Origin of the sequence: Bhargavaea beijingensis, assembly GCF_900101985.1 — a bacterium.
GTDB lineage: Bacteria > Bacillota > Bacilli > Bacillales_A > Planococcaceae > Bhargavaea > Bhargavaea beijingensis.
The window spans coordinates 25666-50840 of the sequence record NZ_FNAR01000018.1; the positions used below are offsets into that span (position 1 = coordinate 25666).

A 25175-nucleotide genomic window follows, 5' to 3' on the forward strand; every position below is an offset into this window, starting at 1 on the left:
TTTCGGTAGAGTCATAGAAGGTTACGGAAAAATCGAAACCATTCCAATCGATGAACGTATAGATGGTACAGAAAGGGGGGATCCCCCGTGAGTGAGGAAATCAATGAAATTCTGAAACGTCTCTCCGGCATGGAAGAAGAAATGCGGGCGATGAGACGGGAAATGCAGTCTTTAAAAGCCGGGGAAGGCGATGACCCGCCGAAAAGTGTTCCGGAAGGCCTGGATGAGGAGGAAATTCGAGAAGCGGTTCCTGAACAGGCAGTGGAACCTGCGGCGGCGGAACCATCTCCGGCAACACCGGCAGACGATGATCCTGCGCCGGAAAAACCGGAAGAAGTTCCAGAGGCCGCCGCCCATCCGCCGTCCCTGTCGGAAATGATGGCGAGCATCGGGCTCAGCAGCGCGAAGGGCTCTGAAGGTGAACCGGTTCATGCGCAGAAAGCCGAGCCGGAGCGGTCTGAAGAGCCGGCAACCGGAGAACTGGGACAACCGGAACCGCGCGAGACGCCGGAAAAGCCGGCAGGCACCTACGGCTGGCTGCGGCAACCGGGTGAAGAAAGCCGGGAGCGGCCGGACCGGGAAGAGCGCATGCCGGTTCCACCACCGCCGAAACCGGTGTTCAAGGAACAAAAGCCGTTCGACTTCGAGCGGCAGTTTGCCGTCTGGCTGCCGAGGGTGTTCATGGTCATCCTGCTGCTCGGCGTGCTCTGGGGGCTTAAAGTCAGCTTTGATATGGGCTGGATCACCGAGGGGGTCAGGGTGGTCCTCGGCTATCTGGCATCCGTGCTGCTCGGTTACCTCGGCTACCGCTCCATCCGGGACGCGCGTCGCGGTTTCGGCCTGACTCTCTGGGGCGGGACAATCGCCCTCGGAATCCTGACGACGTTCGCAGCAAACCAGTTGTACGGCTATTTGCCGCTCATACCGGCATTCCTCATCGGCATTGCCTATATTGCGGCAGGCATCTACGCTTCCATCCGGACCCGATCGGAAACGCTCACCGTATTCACCGCGATCGCGGGTTTCCTTCTTCCCTTTTTATTGGAAGGGGAAGGGGCGTCTGCGGTCATGTTCTGTTCGTATGTCCTGATTTTGTTCCTGTCTTTGTTTGTTGTATCGATTCGGAGCCGTCACCGGGTGACATTCTACGCCCTGTTCCTTCTCTTTAATGTGACGCTCTATATGTATCTGCTCCTGGACGGCGTGCGTGGCGGGCATGAGAATCTGATTGCGGCGACCGCGCTGATCCAGCACCTGGCGCTGTTGTTCTTCTATCTGAGGGGGAGCATTCCGCGGTTCCTGTTCACGGAGGTGCTGCTGTATGTCAACTTCGTGTTCGGCCTCATGTGGATCCTGCTGTTTGATGAACCGCTCCTGCAGACGGCCTACGGCGTTTTGGCGGTTCTCTACGCGGCACTGGCCGTCTATGCCTATTTGCTGAAGGATTCTGCACTCCAGGACATCCTGTCGACCATGGCCGTGGCGGCATCCGCCGTCTTTATCCTCAGCTTCCGGATGGATGAACCGGCCTTCAAGCTGATGCTCATCTTCGTGGTCGGAGCGGCCGGCATCTGGGCGGGTCTCCGATCCGGCGCGATGCGGACGCTTGCGGTGTCAGGCGGGCTGTATGCATTCGGAGCGTTGTCCGCTTTCTCGTTCGGCTGGTTCCACGAGATTTTCTCCGCGGAACATGCCGTATGGCTCATGTTTATCGGGACCCTGATGCTGGTTTACGCTGCGTTTTACCAGCATCCGCCCGCCCGGGTCAAGACCCCGCAGATCGATGCTGCACTGATCGCGGGACAAATCGTTGTCCTGGTTTATCTGTTCCGGCTGTCGGGTGCCCTTCTCCGGGATATGGATCTCGCATTCGGGCCGGAGTCGCACCTCCGGATCGGAATCCTGGGCCTGCTGGCATTCGGCAGCACATTCCTGCGGCGGAGCCCGCACGGCCGATATGTCGCCATCGCCGGAATGGCGGAGTTCTATGTGCTGGGCATCCTCCTGTTATTCCTGCCGATGACCGGCTGGCAGGGAGGCGGCTACTGGCTCAGCCTGATCGTCAGCCTGCTGTTCGCGGCAGGAGTGACCGATCTGCTCGTCAAAGCGATCCGCGGGCGGAAGGTCTCCAATAATGGGCCGGAAGTGCCTGCAATTGCGTTCCTGCTCCAGATTTTCTATTTCTTCCTGATGAACAAATGGCTCTTCTCTGGCGTCAGGGAATTTGGCTGGGAACATGAGACAGTGCTTTTCATCCATACTTTCCTCCTCTTCCTGTTCGCGTTCATTTCGATCTCAGTGGGCGGGAAACAGGATTGGAAAGCGGTTCGGATTGCAGGGTTCGTCCTGCTGGCCATCTGCTTCCTGAAACTTTTCATCGTTGACCTGGCTTCCGTTTCGGTCGTCATCCGCGCCATCCTCTTCACCGCGGTCGGCGCGGCGGGCCTCGTCTATTCGAGAACCTTGCAGAAAGAGGATGGGGAATAACGAGAATGATCCGGGGCTGTCCGGAAAGTCAGTGACGCCCCTTTGCTTCCGGAGAGATCCGGAAGTTTTTTTATTTGGCCGTAGGCCGGTTTCGTCATTCACTTCAATGGTTTCGTCATTCGCTTGCCGGGTTTCGTCATTGGAGGCGCCGGCCCGGGCGAATGCCGAAACCGGAGGGACGAATGACGAGACCAAGCCCGCGAATGCCGAAACCAAGCCCACAAATGACGAAACCGCCGAATCCTCTGCCGGCCCCACATTATCCCCGGCCAGACTGTCTAACCATCGCCACCTCGGGTATAAGATGAGGAAGAGGGAGGCATCAGTATGGAATACTTGAACGGAAAAACAGCAATCGTGACGGGAGCAAGCAGCGGGATCGGGAAGGCGATTGCCAGGCGGCTTGCTAAAGAGGGGATGAATGTCGTGCTGGCGGCGAGAAGTGCCGAAAAGCTGGCGGACGTGGAAGAGGCGATCAACAGCGGCGGGAGCGGGGAAGCAATTGCGGTCCCTACGGACATGGCCGACCAGTCAAGTGTCAGGGCACTTGTCCAACAGGCCAAAGAGGCGTACAGTGCGGTCGATATCCTCGTCAATAATGCCGGACAGATGCTTGCAGGGACGGTTCGTTCCGGAAAAACGGACGAATGGGACAGCATGATCGACGTCAACATCAAGGGCGTCCTGTACGGTGTGGATGCCGTCCTGCCGGAGATGATCCGGCGGGGGTCCGGGCATATCCTGAACATCGACTCCGTCTCGGGCCACGAAGTGACAAAGACGAGTACCGTGTACAGCGCGACCAAGTTCGCTGTCCGGGCAATCTCGATGGGACTTGAAAAGGAACTGGCCCGCACCGGCGTACGCGTGACCAACATCTCACCGGGCATGGTCGATACCCCGCTGATGGGATCCAGAAGCGTCGACCGGAAAATTCTCGATCCGGAAAACATTGCGGATGCCATTGTCTACGCACTCGCCCAGCCGGCCCACGTCAACGTGAACGAAATCACCATACGGCCGGTCTGAATGTCGATGGAAATGCAGGTCAGTGGCTGTCCGAAAGCGGATAGTCATTGCAGCATTTAGAAAACGGCACGGACGCCGGGAGACACCTGCGGGAAAAGCCGGGCCCGAGATCCGCTTCACGCGGAGCTCGAACCCCGGCCCGCGGTGAGCGACCAGAATCCGTGCCGTTTGCTATTCACTTATTTGCGCAATGCTCACACGGGAACGCTTCCCGGAGCGGGCTGATCGACTTTCGGAGTATCGGCGTCGCCGCCCGATTGGAAAATGGCGCCTTTGCGGAATGTGAGCGTCGCGATGGCAGCCACATAGACAATGCCCAGTCCGGCCAACATGTAGATCACTTGCGTATAGGAACCGGAAAATGCCTCGACGAGGAAGCCGATGGAGAGCGGTGCGACGAATCCGGCAAACTGTCCGCCGAACTGGACCATGCCAACCGCCGAACCGCCGACGGCGTCAGGCAGTTTTTTCATCGGCAGCGTGGTGACAAGCACGATGCCGGTGCCGGTAAAGATCGGCAGAAGGGATTGGTAAGCTACGAATAGAGTGATATTCGGTGCATTGAACATAAGATAAACGAACAACGTCAGCCCTGCGCCGCACAGCATTCCGAGCAGCTTTTCTCGTCCGGCAAACACTTTGTCCACCAGATAGCCGGCAAGAAGGACGAAAACGATACTGCTGGCGGCCGGGATCATCTGCAGCATGCCGAGTGACATGAGGTCAAGCCCGCGTACCTGGACCAGGTAGGTGGGAAGCCAGGAAGCCGTCCCCCAGTTGATGCAATAGACAGCAAAGGAAGCGATCAGAAGGCTCCACATCATCGGGGTGCGGAAAAGCTGGCGGACCGAGACGTTCTGGGCTCCTTCATTGACTGCGCTTTCATTCGTTGGCGAAGCGGAATCGTCTTCGTAGGGAACAAGATTGGGTTTAAGGAATTTGTAGAAGAGGATGCCCACGACGACACCGACAGCCCCAAAGATCAGAAACATTTGCCGCCATCCGATACTCACCATCATCGACGTCGCGACGATCGGCGTCACGACACCCGCAAAGGCGGCGGCTGTCATCAGGATCGACATGGAGCGGGAGCGGCTTTTCACCGGGAAGGAGTCGTTGATCATTTTGGCGCTCGCCGGGATAAATCCGCCTTCCCCGAGCCCGAATACAAAGCGGATCGCCACAAGGACAGACAGCGACCAGGCGACCGCGGTCAAACCGGTGAAAATCGACCAGGCGATAATACAGCCGACAAGGGTGTACCGGGCGCCGAACCGGTCTGCCAGCCAGCCGCCCGGCATTTGCATGATGGCATATCCGAGGAAGAAAGAACTGAGAATCAGGCCGGTGGAGGATGCGCTGAGCTGGAGGTCTTCTGACATGGGCAACACAGCGTAATTGATGAAGAACCTGTCGAGATTGGCCAGTGTATACCCGATGAACAAGATGAAAAGAATGGAGCGGCGGTTGCTTGCAATCTTTTGTTGCTGCATCTCATCCCTGCTTTCCGTTTTATTATTCTGAATAGTATCTACATCGGTTGTTCCGTGCAATAGGGGTTCTTCTACAAATTCAGCTTTTAAAATGTCTGTCTTTCTATCGGTTTGTTCGGCGGAACAACCGGTTCTGAATTATTGAACTGTTCTTTGCGTTTCCGTAAGATGGAAGGTAATACATCCGAGGAAGGAGGCGGCCGTCATGTCGGATCCGACCATTTTTGAAAACCTCAAGGTCGCTTTTGAAAATCATTTTTACAACCTGGACAATCTGGACGGCAGAATCCTGATCACGGGACGGTCGGACCTCATGGACCTTGCTGATTTGTCACGGACGCTCGTCGTCCGGTTTGTCCGGACTGACCGGACGGAAGTTCCTGTGGAAGTGGAGTTGTGCGCATCCGCGCGCGATCTAGCCGGTGAAATTCTCGAGGTGGAGGAAGCCGAGCCTGGAGTGACGCTCCGGGTGCGGTTCGACAAGCCGGTCACTGACCCTGCGAAACAGTGCGAACGGATTGGCGCCATGCTTGCAGATCTGTGGGAACGCGACATCCGGCTCACCCAGACACTGAGCTTCGACTACCCGCAAGGAGACAAGGGGTGGACCAACCGGGTGGAGGCGGAGTTCAACACCCGACTTGACGAAGAACACATGGGGTCCATCAGAGAATTTGCCGAATCAGTGATGATTGCAGCAGAGAAGATGGCCGCGATTTAGCAAGAGGGGAAGGGAGTGGGGACATTGGCGGAAGCCATCAGACAACAGGCCTATACCATTTATCCGATTATCCAGCCGGCGGATTATCCGTCTTTAAAAACGATTAACTTCTACCTGATCCAAAGGGAAGGCGGTCTTGCCCTGATTGATGCGGGAGTGGACAGTGATTCCTGTATGGGGCGCCTTGAAGACACCTTAAAACAGGCAGGTGCTGACATCCGTGACCTGGATGCCATTTTACTGACGCACCATCATGAGGACCATGCGGGACTCGTACCACGCCTTTTGGAGATCAAAGATATACCGGTTTATGCCCATCGGGACGCGGTTCCAAGACTGAAGATGGACCGGAACTTCTTGGAGATGCGGCTTGAGTTTTTCATGCGGCTTTATCGGGAAATGGGGTGTGGAGAGATGGGGGCGGAACGCTTTGCCCGGCTTGAACAGACATTGCGGAAAGCGCCGCAGCATGCACTTCAAGCTGAGATCAACGAAATTGGCGAGGGAGATCAGATATTCGGCTTCGAAGTGATCGAGACGCCCGGCCACTCGCCGGACAGCATCACCTTCCTGGATGCAGCAGGACGGACGGCATTTACGGGGGATGTGCTGATCAGCGGTTCCTCCGTCAATGCGATCATCGATCCTACGCCCAACGGCAGCCGGCTCCCATCAGTGAGCCAGCAGCGCCGGTCTCTCGAAAGGCTGGCCGGTCTTGGTGCAGACATTCTCTACACGGGTCATCATGAGCCGATCCGCATCATCACCGGACTTGTCAGCGACCGGATTTCCAGGATGGAGCGGAAATGCGAAAAGCTATTGAAGCTGATCGGGAGCGGCATTTCGGTTCCTGCCCGGATTACCGAAGCTTATTACCGTGACCTGTACAGGACACAGTTTCCGCTCGTCATGTCAGAGATCATCGGGCACCTCGACTATCTCGAGGAACAGGGAAAAGTCACAAAAACGATGAGTGATGGGGTGTGGCACTATCAAAACGCATGACAAGTAAGCCGATGGTGCTCTCATTTACGAACATCAATTCTCAATTCGAGTAATTACATACGGTATAGAGGCCATGGTGGACCTTATATGGGAGAATGTGCAGCAACAATCTGAAGGGGAGACAATCCTTTGTCCGACTCAAATTGTTTGCAAGTTTGCCGGAGGTTCATTATACTTGGTTTTGAAGTTGTTTAGAATGATTATAGAAAGAAACTCATTCTAAAAAGAGATCCCATACTACTTTTAAAACATTCAGATAAGTGGTAGTATAAGGGTAGCGAAACCACAAGGAGGTTTTCATGTTGGCGGAAGACAAAAAGAGGAATGGTTCAAACGAGCAAACCGGGCGCGAGGCGATCACGACTCGACAGGGACATCCTGTAATCGACAACCAGAACATCAAAACGCTCGGCAACCGCGGTCCTGCGATGATGGAGAACTACCACTTCATCGAGAAAATGTCTCACTTTGACCGGGAAGAGGTCCCGGAGCGCGTCGTCCATGCGCGCGGTACGGGCGCATTCGGTTACTTTGAGACATATGGCAAAGTCGGTGACGATCCGGTCGAGAAGTACACGCGCGCGAAAGTATTCCAGGGTGCGGGCAAAAAGACGCCTGTCCTCGTCCGCTTCTCCACGGTAGCAGGCGCGAAGGACACGCCTGAAACAGACCGTGATCCGCGTGGCTTTGCGGTGAAATTCTATACCGAAGACGGCAACTGGGACCTCGTCGGAAACAACCTGAAAATCTTCTTTATCCGCGATGCCATGAAGTTCCCTGACATGATCCATGCCTTCAAGGCAGACCCGGCGTCGAACGTCCCGGATCCGCGCCGCATGTTCGACTTTGTATCCCGCTCGCCTGAAGCCACACATATGATCACATTCCTGTTTTCCCCGTGGGGACGTCCCGCGACATACCGCCACATGCAGGGATCCGGCGTCAACACCTACAAGTGGGTCAACGACAAGGGCGAAGCGGTCCTCGTCAAGTACCACTGGGAGCCGAAGCAGGGCATCCGCAACCTGACGACAAAAGAAGCGATGGAAATCCAGGGGAAAAACCATTCCCATGCCACACAGGATCTTTATGAAGCAATCGAGCGCGGCGAATTCCCTGAGTGGGAGCTCTACGTGCAGATCATGGAAGATGGATACCACCCAGAGCTCGACTTCGATCCGCTTGATGACACGAAACTCTGGCCGGAGGATCAGTTCCCATGGTTGCCTGTCGGCAAAATGGTCCTGAACGAAAACCCGACAGACTTCCACTCGCAAATCGAGCAGGCCGGATTCGGTACCGGTGTCCTCGTCGACGGAATGGACTTTTCCGACGACAAGATGCTCCAGGGCCGGACGTTCTCGTACTCCGATACACAGCGTTACCGGATCGGCGCGAACTATCTCCAGCTCCCGGTCAACGCACCGAAGGCGAAAGTCCGCACCAACCAGCACCGCGGCCAGATGAGCATGCGCACGCCGGAAGAAGCGGGCGGCAACCCGCACGTCAACTACGAGCCGTCCATGATCGGCGGCCTGCAGGAAGCCGACAAGTCCGAACGTACGCCCCACAACCCTGAATATAGCGGCAAGGTCATGAGCGAGCCGATCGACCGCCCGAACAACTACGGGCAGGCCGGCGAAACCTACCGTGCGTTTGACGAGTGGGAACGGGAGGAACTCATCTCCAACCTGTCTGATGTGCTTGCAATCTGCGACAAGCGCATCCAGGATGCGATGATCCACCACTTCACACAGGCGGACGAAGACTATGGCCGCCGCGTGAAGGAAGGCATCGAAGCGAAGATGAAGGAACTTGAAGAAAAAGGTGACGACAACCGCATCCCTGGCCAGGAAGCCAGCATCAAGTCGAAATACGGCGAAGGCGGCACGACTGCCCAGAACGAAGCGGTCGATGAAGCCGCCGAAAAAGGCCACGAAGCAGACCCATACTGATTTCCTGGATAGGCTGTCCACCATTCAGGCAATGCAGCGCAACGCGATGTTCCCAGACGGGAACATCGCTTTTTAAAATGGTGTTGTTCCGGGTAGGGAAGAGAGAAGGAGGGTGCAGGATGGCATGGTTTGCGAATTTTTATGAGCCGATGATCCGGCCGCTTGAAGCGGCGGTTTTCAGGAAGATCAGGAAAGAGATAGCTGGACGGGCAGAAGGACACGTTCTGGAAGCCGGCTCGGGAACAGGGCTCGACTTTGCCCATTACATACATGCGACACACGTGGCCGCCATCGAGCCGGATGAGGAAATGGCCAAACAGTCACTGGGGAAAATCAGAGAGGCTCCTGTGCCGATCACGTTATATGCCGCTTCGGCGGAAGCCCTGCCTTTTCCGGATCATTCATTCGATGCGGTTGTCGCGACTCTCGTCTTCTGCACCATTCCTGATCCGAAACTGGCATTTCAGGAACTCGGAAGGACAGCAAAGCCTGGAGCGCGGCTCTTTTTATTCGAGCATGTGGAAATGCCGGGCCGCCGGATGGCCAACCTGCAGCGGACGATGACGCCCGCCTGGTCGAAAGTGGCCGGAGGCTGCCGCCTGGATTGCAGGTCCGTTGCCATGGCTGAACAAGCCGGATTCCGGATGATCCGATCACGGTCATTTGCCCGCGGACTGTTTGTCGTCGCTGAATTTATAAATGACTGAACATTTCATGTTGACAGACTACGTAGGTGCCGTTAAGCTTAGAGTAATCTTACTAATTGAATAAACATTGACCTTATCAAGAGCCGGGGGAGGAATCTGGTCCTACGATCCCGCAGCAACCGTTACAGATGTAACAAGGTGCTCATTCCAGCAAGCGCATGCTTGAAAGATGAGGGTGGAATAGATGAAATCGCCTCTTCCCCCTCGGGAAGGGGCGATTTGCATGTCGGGTTCAAAACCGGCGGTTGCACAAGGAAGCCGGGAATCGGCAACCTCTATTCCGACTAATCTGATTAAGGAAGTTAGTAAGGAAGGACATGAAAGGGGAGATTTCTTAATGGGGAAGAAAAAGCACATCCACTTAAATGGTTTTGTTCAAAACTCTCCGTCACCGCATTCGACGGGGCTGTGGAAGCATGAAAAAGACCTAGGGACGAAGCACAATCGGCTGAGTTACTGGACGGAAACAGCCAAAGTATTGGAACGCGGAAAATTCGATGCGGTCTTTATCGCGGACGTGCTGGGAACCTATTCGGTATACGGGGACAGCCATGAGGCCGCGGTCCGCCATGCCGTTCAATTGCCAGCCCATGACCCGCTGCTGATGATCTCAGCCATGGCCCAGGTGACCGAACACATCGGCTTTGCACCGACAGTTTCTACAACCTATGCCCACCCTTATGCATTGGCGCGACAGCTTTCAACGCTGGATCACCTGACGGAAGGCCGTCTCGGTTGGAATGTCGTCACTTCCTATCTGGAAAGCGAAGCGGTCAATCTCGGGCTGTCAGGCCGTCTCCCGAAAAATCAGCGCTACGACCGTGCGGATGAATTTTTGGAGGTGGTGTACAAACTCTGGGAGCATAGTTGGGAAGATGATGCGGTGGTTTATGACAGAGAAGGGGACACATTTGCCGATCCTTCCAGCGTTCATCCGATTCGGCATCACGGTGAATTCTTTGATGTCCCGGGAATCCATCTGACCGAACCTTCCCCTCAGCGGACACCGGTGCTGTTTCAAGCGGGGGCCTCACCGCGGGGGCGGGATTTTGCGGCCAAGCACGCAGAGGCGGTGTTCACGAAGGGACATTCCCTGCAGGCGCTGAAGGATTACTCCGCGGATTTGCGGAAACGCACTGCCGCTTTTGGCAGGAAGCCGCATGACATCCGGATTTTCCCGATGATCCTGCCGATTGTCGGTTCCACGGAGGAAGAAGCACACGCCAAATACGCGGACCTGAAAAATCATGTGAGCTATGAAGGGACCGCTGCACTTCTTTCCGGCCACACAGGGATCGACTTTTCGAAATACGATCCGGACCAGTACATCGAGGATATCGAGACGGATGCAGTGCAGGGGAATCTGGACATGTACACGAAAGACCCGGACAAGAAGTGGACGTTGCGGGAGGCGATCCTGAACCATGGCCTCGGAAACGGAACCGCCAAATTGATCGGGACTCCTGAACAGATTGCGGACCGTATCGAAGAATGGGCAACCGTGGGCGATGCAGACGGCTTTAATATCGCACAAAGCTATTCACTGGAGACATTCCGGGAGTTTGTGGATCATGTCGTTCCGGAGTTGCAGAAACGGGGGATCTACCGGACGGAATATGAGGGAAAGACGCTGCGGGAAAATCTCTTCGGCACAGATTCGCCGCGCCTTCCTGACAGCCACCCTGCAAAACAGCTTTCTGTATTGGTGAAGTAAAAGCCGGAAAGGGAAGGGGGGACGACATGGATACGGTCAAACTGTTTACTTGGATCGGCTTTGCTGTATTTCTGGTGATCATGCTGATTCTCGGTTACATCGGAACGAAGAAAACGAAAAACATCCGGGACTTCGCGATTGGAGGAGGAAATCTCGGACCCGTCGTCCTGGGGCTGTCTTTCGCTGCGACCTACCTGAGTGCCGCGACTTTCCTCGGTTATCCGGGCTGGTCACACGAGTGGGGGCTGACCAATCTTTGGCTGGCATTGGCCATGATCGGAGGGGGCGCGATCGGGGTTTTGATGGTCGCCAAAAAGATCCGCTTGCTGAATGAAGAGCAGAAATCCCTTTCCTTGCCGGATTGGCTGGGGGATTACTACAAGAGTGACCTGCTGCGGGTGGGGACCGGCCTGATTTTACTGTTCAACGTCTTCTACATTGCTGCCCAGTTTGTGGCGGGAGCCAGAATCTTTGAATACTTACTGGGGATGGATTATCGCACCGGGCTGATCCTGATCACCGTCATTGTGGTGCTGTATGTTTTCGGCGGCGGAGCGTTTGCGGATATTTACACGGATGCCGTCCAAGTGATCCTGATGGCGATTGCGGGGATTGCTATATTCATATCCGGTATCGTGATTTTTTGGAAAAACGGCATCTCGGCCACGTTTGCCGGAATCGCCGACAATCTGGCCGCACAGGATGCGAACCTGGTGGCCGTCTTTAATCCTGATTCCGCTCACTTCTATTCAATCGGCGCAGTAATCGGAGCGATCTGCATCCAATGGGCGTTTGCTTCCGCTCCACATCTCTTTAATAAAGTATTGGGACTGAAAAATGAAAAAGATTTGGGGAAAATGATTTTGACTTACGTCATCACCGCTTCGCTTTGTGTGTTGGTCCTTTTTGGAGGGTTATACAGCAGAGTGGCGCTGGGATCCGCAGATGTGGTAGCGGATTTGGCTTTGATGGAGTATGTGGCTTGGGCATTTCCGGCTATCGTAGTCGCGATGTTCGGAGTTGTGATCCTGGCTGCAGCAATGTCAACGACCGATGGGTTGTTCGTATCCATATCCACGGTGTTTGCAAACGATTTATTCCTGAAATTCCTTGTCAGGCGGGGGCATGTCCGCGTCGATGAGGAAAAGGCGGAGAAGATCGCCTTGCAGATCAGCAGGCTGACTGTTCCGGTTGTGGGGATCATTGCCCTTCTCATTGTCATGAAACCGCCTGTTTATATGGGGGACATTATGTGGATCGGCATTTCCGGTGTCGCGGCAGGGACATTGGGCCCGATACTTTATGCGGTTTACGGTAGGCGGAAGGCTTCTGCCAGGGCAGCCGAGGGCTCGATGATTATCGGGCTCGTTGCTTATCTGATCCTGTATTTCGGCGGCCTGATCCCGAGTACAATGACTGCCGGCGCAGTGGCAACCGGAATCGGGATTGCAACGATGGCCATACTGGCCAATGTCCTGGCGACAGAGAACAAAAAGATTCGGCTGGCCGACGCTGAACAAGGACGATGAGGGGGAAGAGGCATGTTTGTCAATGAAATGCTGACTGTCTGGCTTTACGGTTCTGTCATCACGTATATCATCGTCGGATTTGCATTGTGGAAATGGTATTTCAAAGAAAATCACTCAGTTGGAAAAAAAGAAAAAGGGAGAGTTTAAGATGGCGGCTACCACCAAAACAGACAGCCTGTATAAAAAGGAATACTTCGGACGAATCGCTGAACTGAAAAAATACGCGCCGGAAGCATTTGAAGCGTTCTTCAAGTTCAATGACCGGGCATTGGCGGAAGGAAAACTAACCGTAAGATTAAAAGAACTGATTGCGGTTGCCGTGGCCCACATCACCGGTTGCCCGTATTGCATCGACCTGCATGTCACCAATGCCAAAAAGAATCATTCTTCCAAGGAAGAAGTGGCGGAAGCCATCTTTGTCGCGACCGCACTAAAGGCGGGCTCCGCTCTTGCCCACGGCGTGAACGGGCTGAATGCCTACGACAACAGCGGGGACGGGGAGTTCTATAAGGCTTCCTACTTCAATCGCCTGCCGGAGTTCGCCGAGTTGGACAAAGCATCCTTTAAAACGTTCGCGGATTTTGACGGCACTGCCCTTAAAGCGGGGAAGTTGAGCGCGAAAGAAAAGGAACTGATCGCCGTTGCTGCTGCACATACCACCGGTTGCGCCTACTGCATCGACCTTCACACGAAAAACGCTAAAAAGGCCGGCGCAGGCCTTGAAGAGGTTGCCGAGGCGATTTTCGTAGCGGTTGCGCTAAAAGCGGGTTCTGCAATCGCGCATAGTGTGAATGCATTGAACGCTTACGACCATTAATCAAGAATTTCAAAGACGGTTCCGTATCCTTTTTTGTAGGATGCGGAACCGTCTCTTTTTCTTTCCGCCCCTTGAAGATACTGGCGGATTCACTTTTTGGAATAGTACGGAATTATGGTTTTCTATTGCAATCATTTAGCAGAACTGATTATACTTTAAAACAGTGAATCGCTAAAGAAACGACCCTTTGACAATTACGAAAGCGATTCCATGGATTTCCGGAAGATTGCACATCGGAATGTTTTTGTTTTTGTACAGGGTTGATGAAGCAAGCAAGGGGTAAAACACACATACATGAAAACGTGTTCAGCCGTTTTGAAAACGTTTTGATCGTTGCGGTTGTCTGGACCGCTTTACGGTCCGCGGGGGGGCGATCTCTGATCGGATGCGGACGGGTCCGGAAACCGTATCATTTTTTTGCGAAAGGTGACGAAATATGATTGAGATTAACCAGATTACAACATTGTTCCTGGCAGTGGCCCTCTACCTGTTGGGAATGGCTCTCGTTAACCGGATCGGCTTCCTGGACCGGTTCCTCATTCCGGCGCCGGTCGTCGGCGGCCTGATTTTCGCCATCCTGGCATATATTCTGCAATCGACGGGCGTTGTGGAGATTGCTTTGGATACCTCCCTGCAGTCGCTCTTCATGATCGCGTTCTTTACGACGGTCGGACTGGGCGCCAGTATGAAACTGATCAAGCTTGGCGGGAAACTGCTCATCATTTACCTGATCTTCTGCGGGATTCTTATCTTCATGCAGAATGTCATCGGTGTCTCGCTTTCCAAAGTGTTCGGTATCGACCCGCTTCTTGGAGTCATGAGCGGTGCGGTCTCGATGAGCGGCGGCCATGGCGGCGCGGCCGCTTACGGCCAGACGATCGAAGAGTTGGGCGTTTCTTCCGCAGTTACGATTGGTATGGCCGCAGCTACTCTCGGCCTGATTTTCGGTAGCTTGTCAGGCGGTCCGACGGCAAGATACCTTATTAAAAAGCATGACTTGAAGCCGGCTCAAGGGAAAGTCGAAGAGTACGTCGAAGACGAGGAAAAGCCGGTCACCGAGCGCTCGTTCATGATCCAGATCGCGCTGATCACCCTATCGATGGCGGGCGGAACCATGATTGGGGAACTGTTTTCCGAGGCGACAGGATTTGTCCTGCCGGCTTATATCGGAGCGATGTTCGTTGCCGTCATTGTCAGGAACCTTGTTGACCGAACGCTTCCCGGCACTGTCAATATGAAGGAGATCAACCTGATCGGCGAGATCTCGCTGGCGATCTTCCTATCGATGGCTCTGATGAGCATCAAGATTTGGGAAGTTGCCGGACTGGCACTGCCGCTTCTCGGAATCGTTCTTGTTCAGGTATTGTTTGTCGTCCTGTTTGCCATTTTCGTAGTCTTCCGTTTCCTCGGCAAGGACTATGATGCGGCTGTCATGATCTCCGGTATGCTCGGCCACGGGCTGGGTGCCACGCCAAACGCGATGGCGAACATGGGAGCGACCGTCAACAAGTTCGGCCCGTCCCGCACCGCATTCCTGGTTGTGCCGATTGTCGGAGGTTTCCTGCAAGATGTCATATTTAGCGCGCCGATCATCATCACGACCATCAATATGTTTGCGCCTTAAAAGATTCAATCTAAAAACCTTTCAGCCGGAGCAACTTCGGGCTGAAAGGTTTTTTGTGTCCGCATACTAACAGGCAGGGGGTGAGGAAGAGCGGAATCGCCCGATCACCAGATCGAAAAAGTTTAAAACGGATTCCGGGAAATGCCTGGTTGTCACATAACAAAAATAAACGGTGCGCTTCAGATGATCATCGTTGATCAGCCGGCAGGACAATGTTGGGGGAAGGTCTCCGGATAAATAGTTTTCGGGCAGCAGGGCGATGCCCATTTTTTGCTCGACCAGTTTCTTTGCCATTTCAAATCGTTCAATCTGGAACTGGATATCGGGTTTGACTCCGGCCGAGCTAAAAGCGGATATAATCTGATTGCGCGTCCTGAATGAAGGCATGCCAAGTACAAGCGGGAACTTGCACAAATCAGCCAGCCGGATGGACTCCCCCTGACTTAATGGGTGATCCCGCGGAAAGACGGCCACGAATCTTTCTTCATAGAGAGGAACTGCCTGAACCTGGTCATTGACCAGTTCCTGATTGGTCACCGCTGCATGCACATCATAGCGCAACAGGGCATCCAGCACCGTTTCATTATACAAAGTATCCATGACGGTGAATGTATTATTGGGGTAGGTTTCCCTATGAACCGCCATCAGGGCGGTGAACCATTTATGGGCAGATTCAATCATTCCGATCCGGATTTCTGCCCGGTCCCCATTGATGTTTTCCCGGATTTCTTCGTTCAGCATCTTCACCTGCTGGAGAATGGCGGCGGACCGTTCATACAGCAAACTGCCGGTATCCGTCAGGCGGAATTCACGGGTGGTCCGTTCCAGCAGCGGAGCACCAAGCTCCCTTTCCAGATTCTGAATCGACTTGCTGAGTGAGGGCTGCGAGATGTGCAGGGCTGCTGCCGCTTTTGAAAAGCTCCCCTGGCTGACAACTTTGATAAAGTACTCCATCTGTCTGAGATCCATTTTTCCCCTCCATCCGATTTATAGTTTGAGGTTATAGTTTTATTGAAAAGCGGTATTTGGATTTATAATTCAATCTTATTATACTGAAAACAGTTCTCGTTTTGGAGGGATGGTTAAAATGTTTAAAGAAAGCGATTTCAATATATGGTCTGGCCGGACCGACAGTGATACAAACCATGAAAGTTTCCGGTATCACCAGGTCATCCGGCCTGCATCAGAACTTAAAGACGCTCACATGCCGGTGACGCTGATCGGCTTCGAGTGTGATGAAGGGGTCAGGCGCAATAAGGGCCGGTTGGGTGCCCGAAAGGCTCCCGATGAGATCAGAAAACAACTTGCCGGCATGCCTTGGAGAGCCGGCGATCATGACCTGTTTGATGCAGGAACGGTTTCCTGTGTAGGGGAAGAGCTGGAAGCTGCCCAAACAGAACTTGGAGAACAGCTGGCGGGAATACTGGATGCAGGATCACATGCCGTCATTATGGGCGGGGGGCATGAAACGTTATACGGGCATTATCTTGGCATCCGCAAGCATGCGGGTGAAGATGCAGTGATCGGCATGGTAAACATCGACGCCCATTTCGATCTCCGCGAATATGACGAGCAGCCATCATCCGGGACGATGTTCAAACAGATTCTTGATCACGACCCCAACGCCAAGTATTTTGTCTGCGGCATCCAAGAGTATGGGAATACAACGGAACTGTTTAGCCGCGCGGAACAGTTGGGCGTCACTTATATGATGGAAGAAGAGACTGCACCGGAAACTTGCCGGAAGCCGCTTGACGAATTTATGGAAAGCTGTGACGTGGTTCTGCTCACTTTGTGCATGGATGTCATCAGCGCTGCGGATGCTCCGGGGGTCAGCGCGCCTTCCGTTTTTGGCCTGCATCCCAAAACCGTCAGGGCGTTGATCCGGTCTGTCTGCGCGCATCCCAAGACGACAAGCTTTAATCTATCCGAAGTCAATCCTGACCTTGACGAGGGAGGCCGGACAGTCCGGCTTGGCGCATCTTTTGTCAATGAAGCAGTGATGGCATTTAAGAAAGGTGAATGAATATGATTGAAATCAACCAGATCACCACTCTGTTTCTTGCAGTGCTTCTTTTCCTCATCGGAACGGCACTTGTTAACCGGATCGGATTCCTGAACCGGTTTCTCATTCCGGCGCCGGTCGTGGGCGGATTGATCTTTGCCATCTTGGCGTTTGTATTCAAATCAGCAGGGATTGTTGAGATTGTTTTGGATACGTCGCTGCAAACCCTGTTTATGGTGGCCTTTTTCACGACGGTCGGCCTCGGTGCGAGCTTCAAGCTCATCAAACTCGGGGGCAAGCTTCTGATTATTTACTGGGTTGTGTGCGGTGTGATGGCACTCATGCAAAATGTGATCGGCATCTCGTTTGCCCGTCTGTTCGGAATCGAACCGCTTTTGGGCGTCATGGCGGGAACGGTTTCAATGTCCGGCGGTCATGGCGGGGCGGCGGCATACGGCCAGACCATTGAACAGCTCGGAATCACTTCAGCCCTAACCATCGGGATGGCTGCCGCCACTCTCGGCCTGATTTTCGGAAGTCTGTCCGGTGGTCCGGTTGCCCGGTATCTGATCAACAAACACGACCTGAAGCCTGCATCGGGAAAGGTTGAAGAATACACCGGGGAGGATGAAAAGCCGATCAGGGAGCGCTCCTTTATGATCCAGATCGGGATGATCACGCTCGCGATGGCCGGCGGGACATATATCGGCGAACTCTTTACGAATGCGACGGGCTTTGTGTTGCCGTCTTATGTCGGTGCGATGTTCATGGCTGTGATCATCCGGAACCTGGCGGACCGATTCGTGCCGGGAACGATCAACATGAGGGAAATCGATTTGATCGGCAATGCCTCACTCGCCATTTTCCTGTCGATGGCACTGATGAGCATCAAGCTCTGGGAAATCGTCGGCCTTGCGCTGCCGCTGCTGGGGATCGTGCTTGTCCAAGTCACCTTTATCGTCCTGTTTTCCGTATTCGTGCTTTTCCGCCTGCTCGGCAAGGACTATGATGCGGCGGTCATGATTTCAGGATTCCTCGGACACGGACTGGGGGCAACGCCAAATGCGATGGCGAATATGTCCGCCACAGTCAGCAAGTATGGCCCTTCCCGAACGGCCTTCCTCATTGTTCCGATTGTCGGAGCTTTCCTGATTGATGTATTCTCCGCTCCGATTATCATTACCACGATTAACCTGTTGGCACCGTGATGAAGATCCCGGACTTTTCAGTTCGGGTCAGACTGTAGACAAACTGGATGACTCTTTTGTCTATTGGGGTAAATCCAATACGATCGGTAACCGGCAAATAGTCCCGTTTGGCCGAAGCGATGAGATCAGGAAAGCCGCCCGGCAGAAAAGTCTGCGGGCGGCTTCTTGTATGGACAACCCGATCTATAGGAGGTGCATCGCCGCTTCCGCTTCATGCCAGGGAACGGAATAGCCTTTGCCCCTTGCGCAGAAGACCGATGATGAGGAATAGTCGGGGTCGGCCTCTTTGTCATAGCCGATCCGCGCCTTGACTTGCTCCGGATTGTGGCAAGCTTCGTAGCCGCCGGAGCGAAGGGAAATGGCGCCTTTTCCGTTGGTGAAAGAAGCGAATATAGACGGATAGTCCATGAATGTGGAAACCGGGACACGCGCATCGATCCGCGTGGCTTCTCCGTCGGTATCCGGGTTCCCGAACTGTCCGTGCGCTTTCCGGATGTCGTTCAGTACACGGCCCATCAGTTCGGTCGCCACTTTGATCTTCACATCGTACACCGGCTCGAGCAGGATCGTTTCCGCTTTCTCAAGGCCTTGCCGGAGGGCGCGGAGGGACGCTTCCCTGAAATCTCCGCCGGATGTGTATTCATTGTGCGCGCGTCCGGTGATCAGGGTGATTTCCAGGTCCGTGAGCGGTGATCCCGTCAGCAGGCCGCGGTGCGGTTTCCCGGTGAGCACCTGACCGACGAGGTTTTGGTAGCCTGGGGCAAGTTCATTCGGATGGCAGTCGCTCTTGAATGTAATGCCCGATCCGCATTCTGCAGGGCTGATCGCCAGATGGACTTCCGCATAGTGGCGGAGCGGTTCAAAATGACCGTAGCCCCTGACCGCGGAGCGGACCGTTTCTTTATAGAGGATCGACGGTTCTCCGAATGTGATGATCTCTCGAAATCGGTCGGAAACGACTTCTTTCAACACGTCCAACTGGATGAGGCCCATGACATGGACGCGAATCTCCCTGGCATGCTCTTCCCATGTGACGGAGAGTGAAGGATCTTCCGCGTCCAGCTGCATGAAATGGGCAAGCATATCTTTCGGATGGATGGAGTCGCCAAAATGGACGGCAGCCGACAGGGAAGGGGTGAGCGAAAAGGCGGCCCGTCCTGTTTCGGCTCCGAGCGGCTCGCCGGCCTTGATGCCGGAAAGCCCCATGACCGCCACCAGTTCGCCCGTGTTCGCCGTATCCTGGACGGTGTACTTGTGTCCGCTGTATTTCCGGATCTGCGTGACTTTCCGGGGTTCACCTGCAATCCGGACTTCATCCCGGACTGACAGGCGGCCGCCGGTCATCTTCAGGAAGGTGATTCGCTGGCCGCCTTCGTCATGGCGGATTTTATAGACCCGGGCTGCAAATGGCCCGTCCTCATCCAGGCGGTTCCCGCCGGAAAGCCGGTCCAGCCATGTGAAGAATTCGGTGACGCCGACGTCCTTTAGCGCCGAGCCGCTGCCGGCGGGGAAGATCCGCCCTGATGCCGTCATACGGCGCATGGCCCGGATCCACATTTCCTCATCGAAGCCTTCCTCGAAGTAATGTTCAAGAAGGGTTTCATCACGCTCCGCCATCCACTCGATGACATCAGGAGTCAGCCCGTCATCCAGGAGAACCGCATCTTCGGACAGGGATTTCCGGATCTCGCGCAGGGCAGCTTCCCGGTCCGCACCTTCCCGGTCGTTTTTGTTGATGAAGATGAATGTCGGGACACGGTTTTTCCGGAGCAGGTCCCATACTGTCTCGGTATGGCCCTCGACGCCATCCGCCGCACTGACCACGAGGATGGCCGCATCCATCACACGGATCGCCCGCTCCATTTCCGGGGAGAAATCGATGTGGCCCGGCGTGTCGATCAGCGTATACTCAGTCCCGTTGTGGCGGAACACGGCCTGGTCGGCGAAGACGGTGATTCCCCGGTTTTTCTCGATTCCATGGCCGTCAAGAAAGGCATCTTTGTGGTCGACCCGCCCCCGGGTACGGATTGCTTTCATATGAAAGAGCAGCTGCTCGGAGAAAGTCGTTTTTCCGGCATCCACATGGGCGAGGATGCCGATTGTTTTATACATATCCATTCCTTCTTCCTGGCCGGATTCTGCTCAATAGTATAGCAGACTCTCCTCAGGCTTGCGGTCCGCCTTCCATTCGGATGCGGAATGCATCCCCGCCTTTGACATGCCGGAGAACCGGCAGGTCGTCTCCGATTACCCGCCCGATGACATTCACTTTTTCATCCCCGGGCAGATCTCGCTTGGTGATCTGAAGCTCTCCCTCATACCGTCCGTACCGGTAATTGTCGATGGTGACGGAACCGGCAGGCCGCGCCGCCGTGTTGGCGGGTTCGACCGGCCGCTTCCCGGCATTGCCGTACAGCCGGGACTCTGCGGAGCGGATCACATCACGCGCCGCATCCTGCCGGTTTGTATGCTCCGGAACGGGCAGGGCATCGGCTGCATCCGGGAAAGCCGGTACGGCATGGATCAGGTAGACACCCTCCGCATGGCTGCTGAACTGTTCAAGCGAGCGTTCACTTAATGAGGGATCGCCGATATAGATGTGGTCCGTACACCCGCTGTTCAGGAGATCGAGATAAGCGGAAAAGGACGTGCGTTCCCTGTGGTCTTCCAGTGTGGGAAGCCCTTTGAAGAGGGGGCCCCGCCGTTCACCGTCGCCGGGAACGAATGCCATGACTTTCAGCCCTTCGCTCTTCAGCCAACGGTTTCGCTCCCGGAAATCCTCCAGACCAAGCCCGGTTTCAGGTCTCGGATAGAAATTGTGCCATGCTTCGGCCGAAGAAAGGCGGAGCCCGCAATTCTTCAGCCTTCGGAGGCTTTCCCCGGTGAGTGTGCTGGCATTCAGGACGACCGTCATCCGCTGTGAAAGGGCGGCTGTTTCTACTTCACTGATGCCATAGTCCACCCGTAGCCCGGTCACTCCCCAGTCAAGCAGGCGGTCGGCCGTCCTGAAAGTGAGGCCGAGATGGCCGAGCGAGGCAGGGGAGATGTCTGCGGTCAGTTCCATTCCATAGGTTGCGGCGAGTTTGCCAAGTGCCCGGAGCCGGCCGGCATGTTGTTCAGGGTCCTCTTCCGGAATATGCAGGGAAGTGAAGATTCCGCGGAAACCGGCCGCCCGCATCTTTCGGATGTACGCTTCCTGTTTTTCGGAATTGGTGTCGTTCAGGTACACAGAGATTCCTAACATAAACAGCTTCCTTTCTATATGGAACTCAAGAAAACAAAAGCAGGGGGAGAGGCCCGATGGCGGACGTTCTCCCCCTGCTTCTATGGGTGGATCGGATCAGAAGCCTTCGTCCATTTCCTTCCTGAAGCCGAAGAAATACGTGAAGATGAATCCGGCTGTATAGGTGATGACAAGTCCGAAGAAATACATCAGGTACTTGTTTTCCACGATCAGCGGAATGAGGGACAGCCCCGACACCCCGATGCCGCTCGCCGCCGTATGCATGATTGCCTGGTAAGCGCCACCGACGGCAGCACCCATGCAGGCAGTGATGAACGGCCGGCCGAGCGGGAGCGTCACCCCGTACAAGAGCGGTTCCCCGATGCCGAGGAAGCCTGCCGGAAGGCCGCCCTTGATGACGTTCTTCAGGCGCTGGTTCCGGGACTTCACGAAGATGGCGATTGATGCGCCGACCTGGCCGGCACCTGCCATTGCCAGGATCGGGAGCAGGGACGTCGCATTCATGGAGTTGATCAGCTCCATATGGATCGGAGTGAGTCCGTGGTGAAGGCCAAGCATGACGAGCGGCAGGAAGAATCCGGCGAGCAGTCCGCCCGCAACGGGACCGCCGACTTCCAGAATGGCGTGGATGCCCCTTGTGATGCCGTCAGACAAGACGCCTGCGACCGGCATGACCGCCACGATCGTCAGCAGCCCGACGGATAAAACCGTAAGGAGCGGCGTAACGATGATGTCCACGGCGTTCGGGATGAACCGTCTATAAAAGCGCTCAAAGACGACCATCAGCCAGGCGGCGAACATGGCGCCAAACAGACCGCCGCGGCCGGGAAGCAAGTTTTCGCCGAACAGGACAATATCCGCGAGTCCGGGATGAATGGTGATGATTCCCGCAATCGCCCCGAGCACCGGCGTTCCCCCGAATTCTTTTGCGGTGTTCCAGCCGACGACAATCGCCAGGTAACCGAAGATGCTTCCGCCGAGGAGCGTGAGGATCTGAATCCAGGTTTCAGTTTCTTCTACTCCTGTGTTCTTCGCAAAACCGGCAATCCCGTTGATGATCCCGGAAGCGACCAGCCCGGGAATGAGGGGGATGAAGATGCTTCCGATTTTTCTGAGCAAGTTTTTGACAGGCGTGTTATTTTTCTTTTTCAGTTCCGCCTTTTTCAGGCTGACCGCATCATCTTCACCGGCATCTACGGTTTCTCCCATCCGTATGCCGGTCATTTTCGTGATGTGGTCGGACACTTTGTTCACGGTGCCCGGGCCGACGACGACCTGAAGCGTTTCGTCCTCGATGACCCCCATGACGCCGTCCACACTTTTCAGTGCCTGGATATCAGCCTTGCTGTCATCTTTCAGATCCAGCCGGACACGGGTCATACAGTGGGTGAAGGAACGGATGTTGCCGCCGCCGCCGATATGGTCCAGGATCCCCCTTGCGAGCTTTTCTTCTTTTTTCATCATTTCCCCTCCAGATCATCTCTGAGTTTCTCTGATAAACCCCTTCGCTTCTTTCAAGCGCGCATTCGCTTCCTCGAGCGGACAGCCGAGAAGAAGCATCACGATGGCCGGCTTGACCTGTTCACCGGCTTTTTCGTAGGCTTCCTCCGCCGTTTCAAAGTCCACGCCGGCTGCTTCCATGATGATCTGTTTGGCGCGCCTGACCAGCTTTTCATTGGTCGGCTGCACGTCGACCATCAGGTTGCCGTAGACTTTACCGATTCCTGTCATGGCGATGGTGGAAATCATGTTCAGCACCAGCTTCTGGGCAGTTCCGGCTTTCAGGCGGGTCGAGCCGGTGATGACTTCCGGCCCGGTCACGACTTCGATGGCCACGTCGGCGATGCGTCCGATTTCGGAGCCTTCGTTGTTGCTGAGGGCCACGGTTTTCGCACCCGATTCCTTTGCCCGGCCAAGCACCCCGATGACGTAAGGGGTGCGGCCGCTTGCGGCGATTCCGACGACGACATCATCCGGGCCGACAGACAGGGAAGCGATGTCATCGGCGCCCTGTTCCGCATCGTCCTCGGCTCCTTCGATCGCCGTCGTGATCGCTTGTTCACCGCCTGCGATCAGACCGCGGACCATGCCGGGTTCCACGCCGAATGTCGGCGGGCATTCGGACGCATCGAGAATGCCGAGCCTGCCGCTTGTGCCGGCACCGGCATAAATCAGGCGGCCGCCTTTTTGAAAGGCTTGGATCACAAGTCTGACAGCGTTTTCAATTGAACCGATCTCTTTCCGGATGGCTTCCGGAATCCCGGCATCCTCTTCGACCATGAGCAGCAGGCGCTCCCTGACCGGCAGCGTATCGATGTTCATGCTCTTCGGATTCCTTGCCTCTGTCGTGAGTTTTTCCAGCATGTCTTCACCTACTGTTATGAAATTATGTTTCATGAATTCATTCTATTAAAAAGAAATTAATTGTCAATATGTAGAATATTTTTTCTTTGGATGTCAAAAAAATCCCGGCAGGAAAAGCCTGATGGCCAATGCCTAGCCGGTGATTATCTGCGGAGGCGGAGGACTTCGTTCCGGGCCTCATGATACTGATCGATGACGGATTCGCCGATTGCGTGAAAAAGGCTGAGGTAAAGGGCGTCGATGAGGGTCAGCTGGGTCATCCTTGAGGAGATGCTGCCGATCCGGTGGTCCTGTTCTACGACCGGGGTGCACAGCCGGATATCCGCTTCCCTGTAGAGCGGAGATTTGTCCAGGTTGGTGATGGCGATGACCGTGGCCCCTTTGGATTTTGCGAAGCGCGCAAGCTCCAGCACGTCTTTGGTTTTTCCGGAGTTGCTGATCGCAAAAAACACGGAATGCTTGTCCAGGTAGGGGATCGCCGACAGCATGAAGTGGAAGTCATGATGGCTCTGGCATGGATATCCGAGCTTTGTGAATTTATAATAGGCGTCTGTTGCGGCCGTAGCCGATCCGCCCACGCCGTAGAACAGGAGCCGGTCCGCGTCCTTCAGAACACTGACGGCTTTTTCGAATTCCTTGCGGTCGAGGGAGGAGGGGATCGCCTCGATGGCCGACTTGTTGACGTGGGTGACTTTCCGGAACAGATCGTACGGCGCGTCCTGATGATGGAGAATATCGAAATCCGTCAGATTCATGCCGGTAAGCGTCAGGTCCTTGACGAGTTCCAGCTTAAAGGACTTGAAGCTGCCGATGCCGATCGATTTGCAGAAGCGGACGACACTCGATTCGCTGACGCCGCTGTTTTTGGACAGATCCCGAGTCGTCATGTTGGGCACCAGGTCGGGATGCTTCAGGATGTATTCCCCGATGGCCCGTTCGGCGCCGGACAGGCTCGGGAGGCTTTGTTCAATGCGGTTAAGTAGTGAACTCATGGTCGGTACCTTCCTTGTTCTGGACTGGCCCGCCGGCCGGATATCGCGGGCGGGCGTGATTGCGTCCAGTATATCAGACAGCGGGCGACCCGCCTCTGTTAAAATGAATGAGGAAGCGGAGAGCCCCCATGTTCGCGTGCGAATCCCAAAAGTTTGCGTACGAAAAAAGGGGTGCCTCCCGTGTTCGCGTACGAATCCCGGAAGTTTGCGTACGAAAAAAGGGGTGCCTCCCGTGTTTGCGTACGAATCCCGGAAGTTTGTGTACGAAAAAAGGGGTGCCT

At 55.0% G+C, this 25175-nt stretch carries 20 protein-coding genes and 1 riboswitch; of the genes, 13 read left to right on the forward strand and 7 right to left on the reverse strand.

Annotated features, from left to right (window positions below):
• Window positions 1–87: 87 nt before the first annotated feature.
• Window positions 88–2487: a DUF2339 domain-containing protein gene (locus tag BLT01_RS11890; RefSeq protein WP_092098042.1), complete on the forward strand. Its 2400-nt coding sequence runs from the start codon at window positions 88–90 to the stop codon at window positions 2485–2487.
• 327 nt (window positions 2488–2814) lie between these two features.
• Window positions 2815–3516: an SDR family oxidoreductase gene (locus tag BLT01_RS11895; RefSeq protein WP_092098045.1), complete on the forward strand. Its 702-nt coding sequence runs from the start codon at window positions 2815–2817 to the stop codon at window positions 3514–3516.
• Window positions 3517–3710: 194 nt separating this feature from the next.
• On the opposite strand, the gene BLT01_RS11900 is transcribed toward BLT01_RS11895, so the two are convergent.
• Window positions 3711–5009 carry an MFS transporter gene (locus tag BLT01_RS11900; RefSeq protein ID WP_092098047.1) on the reverse strand — a complete coding sequence of 433 codons (1299 nt, stop codon included), beginning with the start codon at window positions 5007–5009 and terminating at the stop codon, window positions 3711–3713.
• Between the two features lie 205 nt (window positions 5010–5214).
• Between BLT01_RS11900 and BLT01_RS11905 the strand changes: the two genes are divergently transcribed.
• From BLT01_RS11905 to gltS (BLT01_RS11940), 9 genes are all read left to right on the forward strand, one after another.
• On the forward strand, window positions 5215–5730 hold the full coding sequence (locus tag BLT01_RS11905) for a hypothetical protein (protein ID WP_092098050.1): 516 nt from the start codon (window positions 5215–5217) through the stop codon (window positions 5728–5730).
• A 15-nt stretch (window positions 5731–5745) separates the two neighbouring features.
• Window positions 5746–6735, forward strand: coding sequence for an MBL fold metallo-hydrolase (locus BLT01_RS11910; RefSeq protein WP_092098052.1), 990 nt, complete (start codon window positions 5746–5748; stop codon window positions 6733–6735).
• Between the two features lie 299 nt (window positions 6736–7034).
• Entirely contained in the window at window positions 7035–8690 is a 1656-nt protein-coding gene (locus BLT01_RS11915; protein WP_176765139.1) for a catalase, read from the forward strand.
• A gap of 119 nt (window positions 8691–8809) precedes the next feature.
• The gene (locus BLT01_RS11920; RefSeq protein WP_176765140.1) at window positions 8810–9397 is read left to right on the forward strand and encodes a class I SAM-dependent methyltransferase; all 588 of its coding nucleotides are present in this window, start codon (window positions 8810–8812) and stop codon (window positions 9395–9397) included.
• 70 nt (window positions 9398–9467) lie between these two features.
• A riboswitch (SAM riboswitch) is annotated at window positions 9468–9573 on the forward strand.
• A gap of 161 nt (window positions 9574–9734) precedes the next feature.
• Window positions 9735–11111: an LLM class flavin-dependent oxidoreductase gene (locus BLT01_RS11925; protein ID WP_092098059.1), complete on the forward strand. Its 1377-nt coding sequence runs from the start codon at window positions 9735–9737 to the stop codon at window positions 11109–11111.
• A 26-nt stretch (window positions 11112–11137) separates the two neighbouring features.
• Complete coding sequence (locus BLT01_RS11930; protein WP_092098062.1) at window positions 11138–12640, forward strand: sodium:solute symporter family protein; 1503 nt, start codon at window positions 11138–11140, stop codon at window positions 12638–12640.
• 12 nt (window positions 12641–12652) lie between these two features.
• The gene (locus BLT01_RS15520) at window positions 12653–12787 is read left to right on the forward strand and encodes a hypothetical protein (RefSeq protein WP_260470070.1); all 135 of its coding nucleotides are present in this window, start codon (window positions 12653–12655) and stop codon (window positions 12785–12787) included.
• 1 nt (window position 12788) lies between these two features.
• Entirely contained in the window at window positions 12789–13457 is a 669-nt protein-coding gene (locus BLT01_RS11935; RefSeq protein ID WP_092098065.1) for a carboxymuconolactone decarboxylase family protein, read from the forward strand.
• A gap of 436 nt (window positions 13458–13893) precedes the next feature.
• Window positions 13894–15081 (forward strand): sodium/glutamate symporter, encoded by a 1188-nt coding sequence (gltS, locus tag BLT01_RS11940; protein ID WP_092098067.1) that lies wholly within the window; start codon window positions 13894–13896, stop codon window positions 15079–15081.
• A 66-nt stretch (window positions 15082–15147) separates the two neighbouring features.
• Here the strand turns inward: gltS (BLT01_RS11940) and BLT01_RS11945 are convergent, their stop codons facing one another.
• On the reverse strand, window positions 15148–16050 hold the full coding sequence (locus BLT01_RS11945; RefSeq protein ID WP_092098069.1) for a LysR family transcriptional regulator: 903 nt from the start codon (window positions 16048–16050) through the stop codon (window positions 15148–15150).
• Window positions 16051–16168: 118 nt separating this feature from the next.
• Between BLT01_RS11945 and hutG the strand changes: the two genes are divergently transcribed.
• The gene (gene hutG, locus BLT01_RS11950; RefSeq protein WP_092098071.1) at window positions 16169–17107 is read left to right on the forward strand and encodes a formimidoylglutamase; all 939 of its coding nucleotides are present in this window, start codon (window positions 16169–16171) and stop codon (window positions 17105–17107) included.
• A 2-nt stretch (window positions 17108–17109) separates the two neighbouring features.
• Entirely contained in the window at window positions 17110–18294 is a 1185-nt protein-coding gene (gene gltS, locus BLT01_RS11955) for a sodium/glutamate symporter (protein WP_092098074.1), read from the forward strand.
• Between the two features lie 183 nt (window positions 18295–18477).
• Here gltS (BLT01_RS11955) and BLT01_RS11960 read toward each other — a convergent pair whose 3' ends face one another.
• The 5 genes from BLT01_RS11960 to BLT01_RS11980 form a co-directional block, all read right to left on the reverse strand.
• Window positions 18478–20406 (reverse strand): GTP-binding protein, encoded by a 1929-nt coding sequence (locus BLT01_RS11960; RefSeq protein WP_092098076.1) that lies wholly within the window; start codon window positions 20404–20406, stop codon window positions 18478–18480.
• Window positions 20407–20458: 52 nt separating this feature from the next.
• Window positions 20459–21538: a DUF871 domain-containing protein gene (locus tag BLT01_RS11965; RefSeq protein ID WP_092098078.1), complete on the reverse strand. Its 1080-nt coding sequence runs from the start codon at window positions 21536–21538 to the stop codon at window positions 20459–20461.
• Window positions 21539–21634: 96 nt separating this feature from the next.
• Entirely contained in the window at window positions 21635–22999 is a 1365-nt protein-coding gene (locus tag BLT01_RS11970) for a PTS transporter subunit EIIC (RefSeq protein ID WP_092098080.1), read from the reverse strand.
• A 15-nt stretch (window positions 23000–23014) separates the two neighbouring features.
• Complete coding sequence (gene murQ, locus BLT01_RS11975) at window positions 23015–23902, reverse strand: N-acetylmuramic acid 6-phosphate etherase (protein ID WP_092098087.1); 888 nt, start codon at window positions 23900–23902, stop codon at window positions 23015–23017.
• Between the two features lie 143 nt (window positions 23903–24045).
• On the reverse strand, window positions 24046–24894 hold the full coding sequence (locus BLT01_RS11980; protein ID WP_092098082.1) for a MurR/RpiR family transcriptional regulator: 849 nt from the start codon (window positions 24892–24894) through the stop codon (window positions 24046–24048).
• Window positions 24895–25175 lie beyond the last annotated feature (281 nt).

Coding starts and splice junctions, on each gene's coding strand:
- BLT01_RS11980 (WP_092098082.1), bottom strand. CDS start 24,894: ATGAGTTCACTACTTAACCGCATTGAACAAAGCCTCCCGAGCCTGTCC.
- murQ (WP_092098087.1), bottom strand. CDS start 23,902: ATGCTGGAAAAACTCACGACAGAGGCAAGGAATCCGAAGAGCATGAAC.
- gltS (WP_092098074.1), top strand. CDS start 17,110: ATGATTGAAATCAACCAGATCACCACTCTGTTTCTTGCAGTGCTTCTT.
- BLT01_RS11900 (WP_092098047.1), bottom strand. CDS start 5,009: ATGCAGCAACAAAAGATTGCAAGCAACCGCCGCTCCATTCTTTTCATC.
- BLT01_RS15520 (WP_260470070.1), top strand. CDS start 12,653: ATGTTTGTCAATGAAATGCTGACTGTCTGGCTTTACGGTTCTGTCATC.
- BLT01_RS11930 (WP_092098062.1), top strand. CDS start 11,138: ATGGATACGGTCAAACTGTTTACTTGGATCGGCTTTGCTGTATTTCTG.
- gltS (WP_092098067.1), top strand. CDS start 13,894: ATGATTGAGATTAACCAGATTACAACATTGTTCCTGGCAGTGGCCCTC.
- BLT01_RS11920 (WP_176765140.1), top strand. CDS start 8,810: ATGGCATGGTTTGCGAATTTTTATGAGCCGATGATCCGGCCGCTTGAA.
- hutG (WP_092098071.1), top strand. CDS start 16,169: ATGTTTAAAGAAAGCGATTTCAATATATGGTCTGGCCGGACCGACAGT.
- BLT01_RS11905 (WP_092098050.1), top strand. CDS start 5,215: ATGTCGGATCCGACCATTTTTGAAAACCTCAAGGTCGCTTTTGAAAAT.
- BLT01_RS11915 (WP_176765139.1), top strand. CDS start 7,035: ATGTTGGCGGAAGACAAAAAGAGGAATGGTTCAAACGAGCAAACCGGG.
- BLT01_RS11925 (WP_092098059.1), top strand. CDS start 9,735: ATGGGGAAGAAAAAGCACATCCACTTAAATGGTTTTGTTCAAAACTCT.
- BLT01_RS11960 (WP_092098076.1), bottom strand. CDS start 20,406: ATGTATAAAACAATCGGCATCCTCGCCCATGTGGATGCCGGAAAAACG.
- BLT01_RS11945 (WP_092098069.1), bottom strand. CDS start 16,050: ATGGATCTCAGACAGATGGAGTACTTTATCAAAGTTGTCAGCCAGGGG.
- BLT01_RS11965 (WP_092098078.1), bottom strand. CDS start 21,538: ATGTTAGGAATCTCTGTGTACCTGAACGACACCAATTCCGAAAAACAG.
- BLT01_RS11895 (WP_092098045.1), top strand. CDS start 2,815: ATGGAATACTTGAACGGAAAAACAGCAATCGTGACGGGAGCAAGCAGC.
- BLT01_RS11970 (WP_092098080.1), bottom strand. CDS start 22,999: ATGAAAAAAGAAGAAAAGCTCGCAAGGGGGATCCTGGACCATATCGGC.
- BLT01_RS11935 (WP_092098065.1), top strand. CDS start 12,789: ATGGCGGCTACCACCAAAACAGACAGCCTGTATAAAAAGGAATACTTC.